Source organism: Marinomonas sargassi (assembly GCF_025716875.1).
GTDB classification, from domain to species: domain Bacteria; phylum Pseudomonadota; class Gammaproteobacteria; order Pseudomonadales; family Marinomonadaceae; genus Marinomonas; species Marinomonas sargassi.
In genome coordinates, this window is the sequence record NZ_JAOVZB010000004.1 from 266,478 (window position 1) to 281,183 (window position 14,706).

Annotated in this window: 18 protein-coding genes; 6 read left to right on the forward strand and 12 right to left on the reverse strand. The window is 41.0% G+C overall.

Annotation, left to right across the window (positions count from 1 at the left end):
- Positions 1-245: 245 nt before the first annotated feature.
- Both OFY17_RS10200 and OFY17_RS10205 read right to left on the reverse strand, forming a co-directional pair.
- Entirely contained in the window at positions 246-995 is a 750-nt protein-coding gene (locus tag OFY17_RS10200) for a hypothetical protein (protein WP_263530629.1), read from the reverse strand.
- Positions 996-1,172: 177 nt separating this feature from the next.
- Complete coding sequence (locus OFY17_RS10205) at positions 1,173-1,757, reverse strand: class I SAM-dependent methyltransferase (protein ID WP_263530630.1); 585 nt, start codon at positions 1,755-1,757, stop codon at positions 1,173-1,175.
- 198 nt (positions 1,758-1,955) lie between these two features.
- On the opposite strand from OFY17_RS10205, the gene OFY17_RS10210 reads away from it, so the two are divergent.
- Positions 1,956-2,756, forward strand: coding sequence for a pyrroline-5-carboxylate reductase family protein (locus tag OFY17_RS10210; protein WP_263530631.1), 801 nt, complete (start codon positions 1,956-1,958; stop codon positions 2,754-2,756).
- Positions 2,757-2,800: 44 nt separating this feature from the next.
- Here the strand turns inward: OFY17_RS10210 and OFY17_RS10215 are convergent, their stop codons facing one another.
- From OFY17_RS10215 to OFY17_RS10225, 3 genes are all read right to left on the reverse strand, one after another.
- A complete protein-coding gene (locus OFY17_RS10215) occupies positions 2,801-4,021 on the reverse strand; it encodes a winged helix-turn-helix domain-containing protein (RefSeq protein ID WP_263530632.1) in 1,221 nt (406 codons plus the stop codon).
- Between the two features lie 21 nt (positions 4,022-4,042).
- Positions 4,043-4,351 carry a DUF1330 domain-containing protein gene (locus tag OFY17_RS10220; protein ID WP_263530633.1) on the reverse strand — a complete coding sequence of 103 codons (309 nt, stop codon included), beginning with the start codon at positions 4,349-4,351 and terminating at the stop codon, positions 4,043-4,045.
- A gap of 98 nt (positions 4,352-4,449) precedes the next feature.
- Positions 4,450-4,608, reverse strand: a complete 159-nt coding sequence (locus tag OFY17_RS10225) for an SEC-C metal-binding domain-containing protein (RefSeq protein WP_263530634.1) — start codon at positions 4,606-4,608, stop codon at positions 4,450-4,452.
- A 211-nt stretch (positions 4,609-4,819) separates the two neighbouring features.
- Here OFY17_RS10225 and OFY17_RS10230 point away from each other — a divergent pair, with 211 nt between their 5' ends.
- The 4 genes from OFY17_RS10230 to OFY17_RS10245 all read left to right on the forward strand — a co-directional run bounded on the left by OFY17_RS10230 (position 4,820) and on the right by OFY17_RS10245 (position 7,542).
- Positions 4,820-5,512: a CsgG/HfaB family protein gene (locus OFY17_RS10230; protein WP_263530635.1), complete on the forward strand. Its 693-nt coding sequence runs from the start codon at positions 4,820-4,822 to the stop codon at positions 5,510-5,512.
- Position 5,513: 1 nt separating this feature from the next.
- On the forward strand, positions 5,514-5,879 hold the full coding sequence (locus OFY17_RS10235) for a DUF4810 domain-containing protein (RefSeq protein WP_263530636.1): 366 nt from the start codon (positions 5,514-5,516) through the stop codon (positions 5,877-5,879).
- Complete coding sequence (locus OFY17_RS10240) at positions 5,879-6,526, forward strand: DUF799 domain-containing protein (protein ID WP_263530637.1); 648 nt, start codon at positions 5,879-5,881, stop codon at positions 6,524-6,526. Before OFY17_RS10235 ends, OFY17_RS10240 begins: the two co-directional genes overlap by 1 nt.
- A 248-nt stretch (positions 6,527-6,774) precedes the next feature.
- Positions 6,775-7,542, forward strand: coding sequence for an SDR family NAD(P)-dependent oxidoreductase (locus tag OFY17_RS10245; protein WP_263530638.1), 768 nt, complete (start codon positions 6,775-6,777; stop codon positions 7,540-7,542).
- A gap of 108 nt (positions 7,543-7,650) precedes the next feature.
- Here OFY17_RS10245 and OFY17_RS10250 read toward each other — a convergent pair whose 3' ends face one another.
- The 3 genes from OFY17_RS10250 to OFY17_RS10260 form a co-directional block, all read right to left on the reverse strand.
- A complete protein-coding gene (locus OFY17_RS10250) occupies positions 7,651-8,127 on the reverse strand; it encodes a hypothetical protein (RefSeq protein WP_263530639.1) in 477 nt (158 codons plus the stop codon).
- A 219-nt stretch (positions 8,128-8,346) separates the two neighbouring features.
- A complete protein-coding gene (tdh, locus tag OFY17_RS10255) occupies positions 8,347-9,372 on the reverse strand; it encodes an L-threonine 3-dehydrogenase (protein ID WP_263530743.1) in 1,026 nt (341 codons plus the stop codon).
- A gap of 16 nt (positions 9,373-9,388) precedes the next feature.
- Positions 9,389-10,582: a glycine C-acetyltransferase gene (locus OFY17_RS10260; RefSeq protein ID WP_263530640.1), complete on the reverse strand. Its 1,194-nt coding sequence runs from the start codon at positions 10,580-10,582 to the stop codon at positions 9,389-9,391.
- Between the two features lie 158 nt (positions 10,583-10,740).
- Between OFY17_RS10260 and OFY17_RS10265 the strand changes: the two genes are divergently transcribed.
- Complete coding sequence (locus OFY17_RS10265) at positions 10,741-11,670, forward strand: LysR family transcriptional regulator (protein WP_263530641.1); 930 nt, start codon at positions 10,741-10,743, stop codon at positions 11,668-11,670.
- Positions 11,671-11,801: 131 nt separating this feature from the next.
- On the opposite strand, the gene OFY17_RS10270 is transcribed toward OFY17_RS10265, so the two are convergent.
- The 4 genes from OFY17_RS10270 to OFY17_RS10285 form a co-directional block, all read right to left on the reverse strand.
- Positions 11,802-12,272 carry a GNAT family N-acetyltransferase gene (locus OFY17_RS10270; protein ID WP_263530642.1) on the reverse strand — a complete coding sequence of 157 codons (471 nt, stop codon included), beginning with the start codon at positions 12,270-12,272 and terminating at the stop codon, positions 11,802-11,804.
- 21 nt (positions 12,273-12,293) lie between these two features.
- Positions 12,294-12,803, reverse strand: coding sequence for a 2'-5' RNA ligase family protein (locus OFY17_RS10275; RefSeq protein ID WP_263530643.1), 510 nt, complete (start codon positions 12,801-12,803; stop codon positions 12,294-12,296).
- A complete protein-coding gene (locus OFY17_RS10280) occupies positions 12,800-13,381 on the reverse strand; it encodes a hypothetical protein (RefSeq protein ID WP_263530644.1) in 582 nt (193 codons plus the stop codon). Before OFY17_RS10280 ends, OFY17_RS10275 begins: the two co-directional genes overlap by 4 nt.
- A gap of 299 nt (positions 13,382-13,680) precedes the next feature.
- Positions 13,681-14,652 (reverse strand): transposase, encoded by a 972-nt coding sequence (locus OFY17_RS10285; protein WP_263530744.1) that lies wholly within the window; start codon positions 14,650-14,652, stop codon positions 13,681-13,683.
- Positions 14,653-14,706 lie beyond the last annotated feature (54 nt).

The following is a 14,706-nucleotide window of genomic DNA, read 5'->3' on the forward strand; positions in this document are numbered from 1 at the left end:
CCATCCCCCTAGATCAGTACCAAGGAGGTAAAATTCTGACTTGGTATTTTAAGAGTTTTTTAAGATGGCAAATAGGAGAGGTGCGCACTCTTAATGTGAAGAAACGTGACTTAAATCAATAAAATAGAAAATAGATCGAGGAAGTGAAAAGCGGGAGTAATACGAAGAGAAAGAAAACTAGAAATGAAAAAAATACATAGTAAAATATTCAGCGTTAAACTAACGCTGAATATTTTAAAGCAAAGTTAAGCTGGACGTTTGAATGTCACTTGGTACTCACCTAGTCCTTCGTAGGCTACGGTGGTTTCCATATCAAATTCCATGTTCACTATGCCTTTAAATGAACCTGTAATAATAGCCGCACCAGCACTTAAGCCAACGCCACGTTTACCCATGTAATTCACTAGCCAGATCAAACCATCGATGGCACGTTCGTTAGGGTGCTTTCCATCTAGTTCGCGTACTTCATCGCCCTGTGTAACCGTAATTTTGATAGCACTGGTTGATATTGCTGCCGCTTTATCAATTTCAGGCCCAATAAATAAGCCTTGGTTAATCATGCAGTCTGCAAGACTTTCATGGAAGCTTTGGCCTGCATCGTCAGCATAACGGCTTTGCATTAACTCTAATGCCATATGTGCACTACCGATGGCATCGATGATTTCTGCTTCACTGTAATCGCCTTCTTTAACCGGTAAGTCTTTCGCTAAAACAAAACCGATTTCAGGCTCTACACGAGCAACACCTTTATCTTCAAACAATTCCGCTATGTCACCTTTTTGTACATTGAAAATAGGTGCAGCAATGATCTTATCTTCAGCAGGTGGTAATAAGCACTTCCAACCCGTTACCGTTTCAATTTTCGCCATTTCAGCCTGTATATTTAATGAATCATCAATACTCGTTGGACGAATAGACTCTTCAAGACGAGGGGCTTTAGTACCGGCTTTGCGGCGACCTAACAGCTCTTGTGCAGCTTGTTTATAAGCAGACATATGTACTCCGTAAAGGTTAAAAAGTAGCGTACGCCATATTATTGGGTACGAAGGAAAAGCGATTAATTATCACTTTAAAATGTGGCAATAGAATAAACACTATCCCCCTACCACACAACCGAGGCACGAAACTCAACTCAAATAATAAAAATAACCAAGTAAAATGGAAGAAATCTTCTACTCTCGTTTCCATACTAATAAAAAGTTATTCGCTGGCATGTCCACTTTTTCAACCAGTGTCATACCTACAGCCCATTCAACCAACTCAGCAATATCTCGAATTCCACCATAGCCACCTTGCTGTAAGCTTTGGTCAAAGTCTCTATTCCCTTCACTGGTGTATTCACCATCCACATTCATAGGCCCATATTGACAAAAAACACCGCCTTTAGGCAGGTTTTCAGCCACCGTTTCCATCATCAATTTCGCGTCTTCTCGCTGCATAATATGAGTGGTATTGGCGGTAAAAACGGCATCAACTGCCAGATCTGGCCAAGCATGTTTGCCAAAATGAAATTCAAAAGGAGCAATTAAATTAGTCAGATTAGCTTCATCTATCCAAGCTTGAATGCTCCCATGGTTCTCCAACATATCACTGGTTCGCCAAGTAACATGAGACAAATATTTTGCGAAGAACACCGCATGCTGCCCCGTACCTGAACCAATTTCTAGCACTTGTTGAGCCTGTTTAAAATAGACGGAAAGTTGATCAAGAATAGGCTGTTGGTTGCGATCACAAGAAGGAGAAAATGCTTTTGCCATTATATAAATACCCTAGAAAAATGAGGCTCGATTAAAAAAAACACTCGCTAAATTCCAATTAAAAATACGCTTTTATACAATTTCATTCATCTTTATTTTGAACATACTAAGTATGTTCATCTTGAATGCCTGAAATGCCCTTCTTCATGATAAAAATATGCACTCTCAATTAAACAAGACAAGGAATAGGGAAATACAATGAGTGTAAATAAAAAGACCTGTGTTTACTTAGGTATCGGCAATATGGGCTTCCCTGTATTTAAAGCCACCGCACCTTTCTTCCTAGAATTATGGAATGTTGTTGTTATTGATAAAAGTGTTGATCGACTGCGACAAGCTCAGAGCCTTGGTGACGTTAAAGTGATGGACTCATTACCAGAGGAAATCGATATCCTTTTCCTAGGAGTAAGACCACAAGATTTACCTAACATCGCTTTAGAACACAGTTCACCTACTTTGATAATTTCTATGATGGCTGGGGTGTCTTGTTCGGAAATACAACAATACTCGTCAAAGTCTTCAGTAGTAAGGTGCATGCCAAACACGCCTTGTGAGTATGGCGCGGGGATCACTCCCATCTACTACGATGGCATGGCCGACCACAATTACACCGCCTTCATTGCTGCTGCGCAAAACTTAGGAGAACTATTCTTTGTAGAGAAGGAACACCTTATCGATGCCGCAACTGGCATTAGTGGCGGTGGACCAGCTTATATAATGGTCATTGCAGATGCCATGATTAAAGCCTCAGAAGAGCTGGGGTTTAGTTATGCAGAGGCTAAACGCCTAGTCAGCAAAACATTAGAAGGCAGTGGCAAAATGCTAGAAATGTCTAGCAAATTACCCTCAACTTTAGCCCAAGATGTAATGACACCAAATGGCACAACAGAACAAGGCGTCAATGAGTTGAAAAAACAAAAAGTGGATGAAGCCCTATATAGCGCCTTAATGAAAGCATCCCATAAAGCGGAAGATATGGCATCCCCTGAGAATAGATAAACAGTGCCCTGATGATAGCCTCAGTATTTTGGCTATCATCCTTATTAAAAGAGTAATTTCTGTATAGGTTGTAGAAGGCGTTTAGGGTGAACGGCGTTTAAAGATACAGTGTCACACTTTTGGAAGACACAGAAGGTTTTAACCGCCTCAGTAAAAGCCGCAATAAGCGATTCCTCGTAGCCAGAACGCGCACTCGATAAATGCTCTTCAAAATGTAAACACTTAATTTCTAAGTGCCCTGTTTTCCGATGTGCCTTGCAATCCATTCGACCTATCATTTCAGCTCGATAAAGTAAGGGTAAGGAAAAGTAACCATATTGGCGCTTTGCTGCTGGAAGATAACATTCGATTTGGTAATCAAATTGGAATAAGGGTCTCAACCTATCTCGCTGTATGACGCTATTATCAAATGGCGACAGGATACGTAATTTTTCATTCAATCTAGGTAACGTGCTTTCTAATGTACTGACTTCAATAAAGAACACTTCATCGTTTGGCAATTGTATTTGCTCTAATGAACCCTGTAGAAGCCTTTCATGTATTAGATTTTTTACTGCCTTTCGCAGTTCAGCATTGCGGCGTAAATAAGTTACCCCTTTCAATGACACCAGACCATGGCAAGCTAATTGTTGCTGAAGCAAGTGCTCCGCAAACTCCTCATTTGTCGGCATTGCTGTATTTATATGTGAAGGTAAAACTCGTTCAGCAAGGTCGTAGGTTTTCTGAAAACCGGTGCGATCACAGACCATTAAATCGCCTTCCATATAAAGTTGATCTAACGCTTGTTTAGCGGGCTTCCAATCCCACCAGCCTGAACTTGTTGTTGGCTTATTTTCTATGTCTCTGGATCTTAGTGGGCCATCAGAACGAATACGAGCTAGTAATTCATTCATCAATTTCTGATCTTTATTTTTATACCAAGGATGTTGACCGCTCTTAGTGGCTTCTTTGAAAGGTAAAGAGAAACGAAAGTCTTCCATGGGTAAAAATGCCGCGGCATGGGACCAGTATTCAAATATGTCCCCCGCCACTAACATTTGATTCAACATATCTGGCTGGTAATTAGGGACTCTAGAATGAAGTACATGGTGATGAGCCCGCTCTACAACTGAAATTGTATCGATTTGGACATAGCCAATATGCTGTATTGCCTTTCTTGCTCCAGATAAGCCTCGTCCGTACGCTTGTGTTTGCAACAAGCCTTGCGCTGCTAAAGCAATTCGACGTATACGTGCAAGATCTTTTGATGAGGTTATTTTACGCATTCCGTTTGCAACTCCCTTAGGCTATTCAGCACTCACTTCATGTAAAGAAATAACAGTGGCACTTTTCACCGACAAATCGAAATACTTAGCCTTAACCGCCAAATAATCAGGGTTTGAAAAGAAACCTTCCATATGTTGCTTGCTTGGAAAGGTGATCGTAAATAGACGATTAATATTATCCGTACTTTGAGAAAGCAATACTTCTGAGACAGTAAAATCAAAAGTAAACTCACCACCGAAGGTCGCTAAAATAGGCATCATGGCTTCACGGTATTTTTGATAAATGCCTTGATCTATAACCTCTAATCCCATTATACGTTGGTATGCCACAGTAAATTCCTTGATAAAGTAGGGAATAATAAAAAGGCCTATTTCTGCTAAGAAAGAGGCCTTTAAAATAACTCACATGTGAAAGACAAGCGCTGCTCTTAAGCGTTTTTACCGCAGCACTTTTTGTATTTTTTTTCACTACCGCAAGCACATGGGTCGTTGCGCCCAATTTTAGGTGTATCACGTGTTACTGTAGCCTGCTTAGGAGGACAACAACTCGTATTAGTACAACCACCTTCCAAATTTTCATTACTCATAATGCCCAACACCTTCACTAAATCTAATAAACTTACAAACCTCGCAGCCTACAGAAAAGCACTAAAAATATAAAGACCCTCTAGTCAAAAATACCAACCAAAGTAGAAATGTAGCAATAAAAAACTAAGCTGGTTATTTAATATCAAGATAGATAGAATGATTTTTGTTTTAGGTAACAATACTAAATTGCATTTTTATATGGAGTATAAAATGACAAAACCTTTCTTTAACCCCTTTAGAAAATCTATCTATTTCCTATTTTTTGCAGCTACCCTAGCTTTAGTCGGATGCTCAGCAACTCAATCTCATAAAGCAATAACAACTGAATCTGTATCAAGTTACAACACTGAATATAAAGGCACAAAAACTACATTAGTAGTTGGTAACTTTCAGAACCGCTCATCTTACATGCAAGGGCTGTTCTCATCTGGTACGGATAAACTAGGAAACCAATCAAAAACCATTCTTAAAACTCACCTTCAACAGACAAATAGATTTAAAGTAGTAGATAGAGAGAATTTAGAACTATTAAAGCGTGAAGCAGAATTAAACGGCGTAACACAAAATCTTACTGGCGCTCGATATACGATTACAGGGGATGTTACAGAGTTTGGCCGCAAGGTCACAGGCGACAAGCAACTTTTTGGTATTCTCGGCTCGGGTAAAACTCAAACAGCATATGCAAAAGTAAGTATGAATATTGTTGATGTGATGAACGGTGAAATAGTTTACTCCACTCAAGCTGCTGGTGAATATGAGTTAAGTAATCGCGAAGTAGTAGGTTTTGGTTCAACAGCAAGCTATGACGCAACTCTAAACGGTAAAGTTCTAAATTTTGCAATTAAAGAAGCGGTCAATAATATCGTACGCGACTTAGAAAACGGCATATGGACGGTGCAATAATATGAAAGCAAACAAAGGATTCAAAGCAACCTTAATAATATTATCCATGCTTGTGCTAGGAGGCTGTGCTTCTAAACAAACTACATTCTACTGGGGTGAATATGAAAGTCTGATTTACGATATGTATATTGAACCTGGCAGTGCAGACTCCACTACTCAAATATCAACTTTGCTTGCAGATATTCAAAAGGCAGAGGCAAAGAATATCCCAATCGCACCAGGTATTCATGCACACTTAGGCTATATGTATGCCCTTGAAGGAAATATAGACCAATCAATTGCTGAGTTCGCGACTGAAAAGTCTCTCTATCCAGAGTCTGCAACACTTATAGATGGAATGCTAAAACGTTTAGAAGGAACTAATTAATGAAAACCTGTAAAAAAATCTTTTTATGCTTCCCTCTATTGTTAGCACTTCTAGTAACTGGGTGTGCAACGCAACAACCTTATAATTATGATGCACTGTTAGCAGCCAAGCCAAAATCAATATTGGTTATCCCTCCTAAAAACAACTCAGTTGAAGCAAATGCGCCATACGTTTATTTATCAACAATCAGCAAACCATTAGGTGAAAAAGGTTACTACGTATTTCCTGTCGCCGTGATTGATACATTTTTAAAAGAAAATGGGTTGCCAACTCCAGAAGAAATGAACCTGGTTCCTCTTGATAAACTGTACGAGCATATTGGTGCAGATGCAGTCTTATATGTTGAAATAAATGATTGGGGACAAAAATATCGTGTTCTATCCTCAGACACTGTCGTAGAAGTTTCTATGAAATTAGTCGATGGTAGAACGGGAGCTCTTTTATGGGACGCAAGCTCATCTGCGATTCAAAGTTCTAATTCAGGAAATGGAGGTCTAATTGGTAACCTTGTAGGTGCTGTAGCATCACAAGTTATTGGCTCTGTCTCTGACAAGACACCCGAGGTAGTAAGAGTAGCCAATGCAAACGCCATATATAATCCTAACCGAGGTTTATTAGTTGGGCCATATACTCCCCCTAGTGAGTAGCATCAAAAACTAAATAGCAATCAAAATATCCCTGTGACTAGAACAACCACGTCATCGGGATATTTTAATATCTCCATCACCCCCTACTTGTTTATTCCCTTATTTTTTGGGCAAAGCGGAACTCCATTATAAGACTAAAAGCTAGCCTCTTTTTTTACGCCCTTTTGTTATGGTTTTCTTATTCAAAGCTTATCCACTCAATTAGTCATTGATAATCAGGAAATAAAAAATTACGCGACAGGAATCATATGAAAGACTCTAAGTTAGCAGGAAAGAATGTCCTTATTACCGCAGGTGCCCAAGGTATAGGGGAAGCCATCACTCGGCATTTTATCGACCAAGGTGCCAATGTAGCCATTCATTACTTTTCAAGTGCTGAAACCGCTAACCAGTTGATTCAATATGCAGAAGGAAAAGGCCAAAAAGCCGTTACAATCAGTGGAGATTTAACCAAGGAAAGCGATGCCAGCCAGCTCGTACAGCAAACGGTTAAAGCTCTTGGTTGCTTAGATATTCTGATCAACAATGCAGGTTCACTTGTCGCCCGTAAATCGCTAGATGAAATGGAAACTGACTTCTGGCACAAGGTTATGGACATCAACTTAACTTCCATGATGTTTGTCACCCGTGCCGCTGCGCCTTACCTAGCAAAGCAAAATGGCAGTAGCATAGTTAACCTAGCCTCTTTGGCTGGTCGAAAAGGTGGTCATGCAGGGTCTTTGGCTTACTCAACCAGTAAGGGCGCGATTCTTACCTTCACTCGCGCATTATCAGCAGAGCTTGGCGCTCAAGGAACCAGAGTAAATGCTGTGGCACCGGGCTTGATTCTTGGCACTTCTTTCCACAACACCCACACCACCAAAGAATCCGCAGATAAAACCATTGCCGAGATTCCTCTACAACAAGCTGGCACCCCAGATGACGTTGCACGGGCTGTTGTTTATCTTGCCTCTGAGTTTGACGGTTTCATTACAGGAGCCACCTTAGACATCAATGGTGGTGTTTATAATACGTAAATATCGTTGGTGAAGTTAGATCAATGGAGGCGTTCTACGCCTATTTATCTAACTTCACCACAGCGATTACTACGAATCCCTGCCAAAGCAGAGAGTACACTTAAGCTTCTAATACTTACCTTTTCCTACAGCTGGTTTTCCACTCACCAATTCATACTGTTCTAGCACTTTCGTCTTATCAGGGGCATTTTCTTTAATCACTTTTTGGTTAACGTACTGCTTAACCCCAGACGGTAGCCTTTCATCGTACTTCACAATACAAAACTCTTGCTTCATATCTTCTATGGATGACGCTCCACCCTGTGACAAGCCTCGTACCATCACTAAATCATTTTGGGTGGAATTAAAGGTAAAAGAATAATCACCATATGGAGAACGGAAATAATAAGTGCCCTTTTCAATTTCTGCTGTGTTTGTATAAACAACAGATGGCTTAAAGCGATTTAGCTGGTTTATATCCGCTCCGCAAAAAATGCCGTGAACAATAATGTCTTCTGCTTTGTTAAGATAAATATCTTTATAGCCCTCAACCGCTACGGCTGAAACACTAAACATACCAACCAAAATCCCTATTAACTTTTTCATCACCTTCCCCATTTAATAATTTAATGACATAACGCGGCTAAAACTCAGTACACCAAACCTTAATTCATTACCTTTAACTCAAGAACATATAGGTATAGCAGAAATACACATCACCTAACTAAAAAGTATTTTCAAAAGACGTAAAAAAGCCTCCTATGCATAACTACACGGAGGCTTTCTGTTTTAAATTATGAATAAAACATTAAGAAGCGACTTACATTATTGCCAATCTAATATCACTTTCCCCGAAGCCCCACTGCGCATAACGTCGAAGCCTTTTTGGAAGTCATCAATTTTAAAGTGATGAGTAATCACTGGCGTTAAATCTAAGCCAGATTGAATCAGGCTTGCCATCTTATACCATGTTTCAAACATCTCACGGCCGTAAATCCCTTTAATAACCAAGCCCTTAAAGATTACTTGATTCCAGTCAATGCTCATATCGGAAGGGGGTATGCCCAACAATGCGATTCGACCACCGTGGTTTAATCCTTTTAACATGCTGTTAAACGCAGCTGGGTTGCCCGACATCTCTAAACCCACATCGAAGCCTTCCGTCATCCCCAGCTCTAGCATCACCTCTTCCAGCGATTGCTCTGCCACATTCACAACGCGGGTAACACCGACTTTTTCTGCCAATTTCAAACGGTAAGGGTTCACATCCGTTATCACCACATGGCGAGCACCAACGTGTTTAGCGATGGCTGCGGCCATAATACCTATTGGGCCAGCACCGGTAATCAACACATCCTCTCCGACTAGATCGAAGGAAAGCGCCGCATGTACTGCATTACCAAATGGGTCAAAAATCGAGGCTAAGTCATCAGAAATTTCCTCGGGAATCTTAAAAGCGTTAAAGGCTGGGATGACCAAATACTCAGAAAACGCACCAGTACGATTTACGCCAACGCCAACCGTATTGCGGCATAAATGCGTGCGCCCACCTCGGCAGTTTCGGCAATAGCCGCAAGTGATATGACCCTCACCTGATACTCGATCACCTAACTCAAAGCCCCGAACTTCTTGGCCCATTCCCACAACTTCGCCAACATACTCATGGCCCACAACCATCGGCACAGGTATGGTCTGCTGCGACCATGAGTCCCAATTATAGATATGGATATCAGTACCGCAGATGGCCGTTTTTTTAATCTTAATCAACAGGTCATTGTGGCCAACTTCGGGTTTATCGACCTCCGTTAGCCAAATGCCTTCTTCTGCTTTAAGTTTTGCTAATGCTTTAATCTTCATCATTATTTACCTAAATCAAGCCCATTTCTTGCCCAATTTCGATAAAGGCGTCAATTGCTTTATCTAATTCGGCCATACTGTGGGCGGCAGACATTTGAGTACGAATACGCGCTTTACCCTTAGGAACAACAGGGAAAGAAAAACCGATCACATAAATGCCTTTAGTTAATGCTCGCTCAGCAAATTCTGCCGCTACTTTGGCATCGCCAAGCATAATAGGAATAATGGCATGGCCTGCCCCACCTAAAGTAAAACCAGCATCTTGCATACGGTTACGAAAGTGGCTGGCATTTCGCCATAGTTGAGCTCGAAGTTCATCACCATCTTTAAGTAAATCCAACACACGGATAGAAGCGGCAACAATAGCTGGAGCAACTGAGTTCGAAAAAAGATAAGGGCGTGAGCGCTGACGTAGCCAATCAATCACCTCTTTTTTACCCGCTGTATAGCCACCAGAGGCACCACCCATGGCTTTGCCTAAGGTACCAGTAATAATGTCAATTCGATCAATCACATCATGGTACTCATGGGTTCCTCTGCCTTCGCCCCCCATAAAGCCCACCGCATGGGAGTCGTCCACCATTACCAACGCCGAGTACTTATCTGCCAAATCGCAAATAGCTGGTAAATTGGCCACTACCCCGTCCATAGAGAAAACACCGTCAGTAACAATAAGCTTATGCCTAGCTCCTGCTTTATCGGCATCGATAAGCTGCTGCTCTAATTCTGCCATATCATTATTGGCATAACGAAAACGTTTGGCTTTGCATAGGCGTACGCCATCAATGATAGATGCATGATTAAGTGCATCAGAAATAATCGCATCTTCAGGCCCTAAGATGGTTTCAAAAAGCCCCGTATTTGCGTCAAAGCAAGAGGTGTAGAGGATCGTATCTTCCATACCTAGAAACTTAGAAAGCTTAGCTTCCAACTCTTTGTGAGCATCTTGAGTTCCGCAGATGAAGCGCACAGAAGCCATGCCAAAACCATTCTGATCCATGCCTTGTTTGGCCGCCTCAATTAGAGCGGGGTGATTGGCTAAGCCTAGGTAATTATTCGCACAAAAGTTAAGTACTTGATCGCCACTAGATATAGATACCAATGATTTTTGTGCCGAGGTGATAACGCGCTCAGACTTATAGAGGCCATCCATTTTAGTCTGCTCTATCTGTTGATTAATCTGGTCGTAAAATGCAGCGCTCATAGTCGTAATCCTTATTCAATATTCTAGAAAACACTCAAGATCACAGTTAAAAAGATCGTGAATCTTCTCTTTAAAATGTAAACCCATACTAAAACATCGCGAATAAGACTATTATCCCAATACATGGAAAACCATTAGTGAATCAAAGGAACAAATAGATGATTTCAAACAAACTCATCACCCTATTGCCCGACCTTGCTATCTTTATTTTGGTGGTAGAAGAGAAAAGCTTTACCGCTGCCGCAAAGAAACTAGGGGTTACCCCTTCAGCGCTAAGTAAAACCATAAGCCGATTAGAGAAGGCGCTGTCGGTCAAACTGTTTGAAAGAACGACCCGTCGCCTATTGATCACAGAAGCGGGAAGTCGAATCGCCCAGCAGTGCCAAACCATGGTCAATTCAGCTCAACAAGCAGTCGAACTGTCCAGTGAACAACATGCCCTACCCGCAGGCCCTATAACGGTATCGGCACCAGAAGCGTTCATGAATATAGTGCTACAGCCCTTGGTGATTCCTTTCCTAAAACAGTACCCAGATACTCAATTAAAATTACGTGCAGTCGATGGCCCAGTCGACATCTTCAGCCAAGGCATTGATATCTGCTTTCAACTCACAGATAAACCCAACCCTAATTTAATTCTGAAAGAGATAGGCGTAACCTCCTTAGTACTGTGCGCCAGCCCTGAGTATCTAGCATCAAGAGGGACACCAAACCACCCAACCCAACTCATAGACCATGATTGTCTTTATTTAGCAGAAACCGACCACGACAATAATTGGTACTTCGCTAAAGACAATGACGAACATACAATTGCTGTCTCGGGACGCTACGCCGTTAACGAAGCACAAATGCGTTTAAATGGGGTAATCGACGGCCTAGGAATCGGCATCTTTCATGACTTCGTAGCTCGCCACGCTTTAGAAAAAGGCGAAGTGGTAGAAGTACTTAGCGACTGGACAATCAAGGGAAACTACCACGGAAAAATCGCCCTACAATACGCACAAAACAAATACCTACCAGCTCGATTCCGAGTCTTCATCGACTACATGATGGAACAACTCCCGCCCATCCTCACAGAAGACAGGTAATTTAAAACGACCAAAGGCGTAACAAGCTTTTACTGCTTCAATACAAAGAAGCAGTGATAGAAAAAGGCCCCGATTTTTAACAACACCGAGGCTTTCTGTTTTTGCATAAGTAAAATAAAGCCTTAGCGTCCCTAGCTACCGCTTTCTCGCAAATCAAGCTCCATAAATACCTCTGCATAAGGGTCTTGGTTATAACGTGCAATTTGATAAAACCCATATGTTTGAAACATATTTATCGCTTTGTTTGATTCGTGAGTCGTGCCTAATCGAATAGAATGAAACCCAGACGTTCTTGCTTCCTTTACTGCTTTATCGAGTAACTGAAAGCCGAATCCATTACCTTGATAATGTTTCAATACATAAAAACGCTTTAGTTCTGCGGTATTTTCAGAAAACCGCTTTACTCCAATGGAGCCGACTACTTGCCCTTCATCGCAAGCAATCATGAAACAGCCGCCATTCGTTTGATAGATTGCTTCTACAGAAACAACATCTGAGTCTTTTGTTTCAGGTATATATTCAAACCCCATCTCTTCCATTGCCGTTTGAAAGAATTGGATAAACTGAGATTTAAAATTCACTGTATAAGGAATAATTGTCATATTCACTTTCCAAAAATAGTTTCAGAATCTATGTATTCGACAACCACCATTAGTTTCTGGTTGGTAAAGACTAAAGCTACGTATCTTGGCTGCAATTGGATATCTAGCCCCTACAAATACTTCTTCTAGATCTTCTGAATTTTCTTGTACTGCACTAAGCGTGCAATGGGGAGTAAATGGCCACGGAGTATCGTTAAACTTCACTTGGGTTTCTTTAATCGCATTATGCAGCTCGTCAAATTTTTCACGGGAAGGCTTCAATATATAAATACCCGTATCTGGAAATCGCTCTAAACTTTCAAAGGTAACATCGTTAAACGAATATCGATCAAGTACTACAGCTATTTCCGCTATAACAAAGTCTAAATCCTGTCCCTCAGACAAAGTGCCAATTCCGGATGATCCTGCAATAGTAATATCCGTTGGCCAAGTCACTCTCTCTGGGTTAAAACGCTTTCTGAAATTAAGAACAAAGCCTTCAACCTCACCCTCAAGCTCAGCAATTAAATAGGTAAGTTTGTTTATTATCATGACCCCGTAACCACTGAGACAATGCTTTTTGGTAAGTATGAAACCTTCATAAACAAGCTTAAAATCAATACAGAGAATGCAGGTACATTGCTATCGCGAACAAACCTAAGCCGGGAAACAATGTAAGATTCGAGATTCGAGATTCGATGATACAAATGCTCATTATCTTTCTTATCATAATGGTCGACTACCTCAGAAATAAAGGCGGCAGCCATTAATAACATAGCAATATACATTATCCATGCAGCTTCATCTTGTAAGTGATAAACCTTATCGCAACGTTTGCAAAGCTTAACAGCAAGATCGTTTTCAACAACACCAATAGTGCCAAAAATTAAAAATGAAAGAGACATTAAAACATTCTTAATACGCTCATAAAGAGGAACATGATTAGGTACATATTCACCACTTTCTTGAGGAGCTTCAGTACTTTCTATATGGGAATCTGGAATAGAGCGGGAAGCAATTTCGTTCTCTATAGCTTCGAGTCGATCAGGATACGCTGACCTATCGACATACTCCAACGCCTCGGCTAACTCATCATTAGAGTATTCTTGATATTCTGGAAATGCACTCATTCTTTCATCCATGAAAATTGTGGTTTTCGTTAAATTTTAGTTTGTGTGTAGAAGCCGTTAATAATCAATTAAGACAGCCTCTCTTCAAAGCAAGTAAACAAGGTACTTAAGATGTTTAAATTGCATGCCAACTTTAAATATACTAGCGACTTAATTTGATATCAAAAGGAAATAACGGTGGCGATAGGCCAACCTGAATATTAAGGTTGAATAAGCCCGATAAATAGCATTATTTGACGATTTTTAACCGTTAGAAAACCTAACATAAAGCGTCGATTGCGTCTGTTTTTTTGATGAGTTTAGGCTAGGAGTTGAGCGCTACTTTGATTGGGTTTTCGGTGTCGGTGATGTGATTCACAGTAATGATCTATGGAGTGCTCTTGTCCAACCACATTTCCTGTTCTTTTTTCGAACTCAGTAGCGATGCATAACCAATTTTCTGAAGAAATATTGAGTCTTTGCAAAATAGGAAGTAACGAGGCATCAATAAAGCCTCTTCTGTCATCTCGTATTATTCGCCCTGTTAGATCAACTAGCTCTAGGTAGTCGGTTAATTTGAACGGCAATCCATTTGGCATCTCTTTTCGCTGATTACCAACAAAGGGATATAAGGCTTTCGGTTGGTGTTTTCCTTTAGCTGACGTGACTCGCTTTTTTACACTAGTGAAATCTGAGCTTTCTGGTGTATCACTCATGTTAGATCTCAATGGGTTTAAATCGACATAGGCCATACAAGCCATCAGTGCTGCTTCATCAAGTAATGCTTGGGATTTAAAGCGCCCTTCCCAAAAATGTCCTGTACATTTGTCTTCGACATTTGCTCTTCGAGCAATAGGCTCATTAAGCTCTCTCATGAACCAACTGATGTCCGCTAAACGTTCTCGGTAAGCATTAGCCGAGGCTTCCGCCAAAGAAACAGCATACGCTGGGAGCTTATCACCTCGTACGTATTGCTGTGTAAATAAGGTGCCTTTGTGAAGTTGATGCCAGCGCTCTAATACTTCTAACGTCGACCAACTTTTGGCTTTTTCAGCATCGATATGTAACACAACATGAAGGTGATTACTCATCACGGCATACGCACAAATATCAATGGAAAAGACACTGGCTAAAAACAATAAGCGTTTTTCGACCCAACCACGTCGGTGCTCATAGCTTGCCCCTGTTATCGGGTCTTCACCGCACAGGAATGCACGCCGAACGCAACGCGCAACACAGTGATAATAAGGGGTATCTTCAACACAGACTTGCTGGCTTCTTGGGGTAGGCATCATTCACTTCCTCTTCCTTGAGAAAACATGACTTAAGTATAGAAAAGATCACCA

Bases quoted from the DNA above. Each gene is read 5' to 3' on its own strand.
- OFY17_RS10200 (WP_263530629.1), bottom strand. From the start codon at position 995: ATGTCTGCTTATAAACAAGCTGCACAAGAGCTGTTAGGTCGCCGCAAA.
- OFY17_RS10205 (WP_263530630.1), bottom strand. From the start codon at position 1,757: ATGGCAAAAGCATTTTCTCCTTCTTGTGATCGCAACCAACAGCCTATT.
- OFY17_RS10210 (WP_263530631.1), top strand. From the start codon at position 1,956: ATGAGTGTAAATAAAAAGACCTGTGTTTACTTAGGTATCGGCAATATG.
- OFY17_RS10215 (WP_263530632.1), bottom strand. From the start codon at position 4,021: ATGCGTAAAATAACCTCATCAAAAGATCTTGCACGTATACGTCGAATT.
- OFY17_RS10225 (WP_263530634.1), bottom strand. From the start codon at position 4,608: ATGAGTAATGAAAATTTGGAAGGTGGTTGTACTAATACGAGTTGTTGT.
- OFY17_RS10230 (WP_263530635.1), top strand. From the start codon at position 4,820: ATGACAAAACCTTTCTTTAACCCCTTTAGAAAATCTATCTATTTCCTA.
- OFY17_RS10235 (WP_263530636.1), top strand. From the start codon at position 5,514: ATGAAAGCAAACAAAGGATTCAAAGCAACCTTAATAATATTATCCATG.
- OFY17_RS10240 (WP_263530637.1), top strand. From the start codon at position 5,879: ATGAAAACCTGTAAAAAAATCTTTTTATGCTTCCCTCTATTGTTAGCA.
- OFY17_RS10245 (WP_263530638.1), top strand. From the start codon at position 6,775: ATGAAAGACTCTAAGTTAGCAGGAAAGAATGTCCTTATTACCGCAGGT.
- OFY17_RS10250 (WP_263530639.1), bottom strand. From the start codon at position 8,127: ATGAAAAAGTTAATAGGGATTTTGGTTGGTATGTTTAGTGTTTCAGCC.
- OFY17_RS10260 (WP_263530640.1), bottom strand. From the start codon at position 10,582: ATGAGCGCTGCATTTTACGACCAGATTAATCAACAGATAGAGCAGACT.
- OFY17_RS10265 (WP_263530641.1), top strand. From the start codon at position 10,741: ATGATTTCAAACAAACTCATCACCCTATTGCCCGACCTTGCTATCTTT.
- OFY17_RS10270 (WP_263530642.1), bottom strand. From the start codon at position 12,272: ATGACAATTATTCCTTATACAGTGAATTTTAAATCTCAGTTTATCCAA.
- OFY17_RS10275 (WP_263530643.1), bottom strand. From the start codon at position 12,803: ATGATAATAAACAAACTTACCTATTTAATTGCTGAGCTTGAGGGTGAG.
- OFY17_RS10280 (WP_263530644.1), bottom strand. From the start codon at position 13,381: ATGAGTGCATTTCCAGAATATCAAGAATACTCTAATGATGAGTTAGCC.
- OFY17_RS10285 (WP_263530744.1), bottom strand. From the start codon at position 14,652: ATGCCTACCCCAAGAAGCCAGCAAGTCTGTGTTGAAGATACCCCTTAT.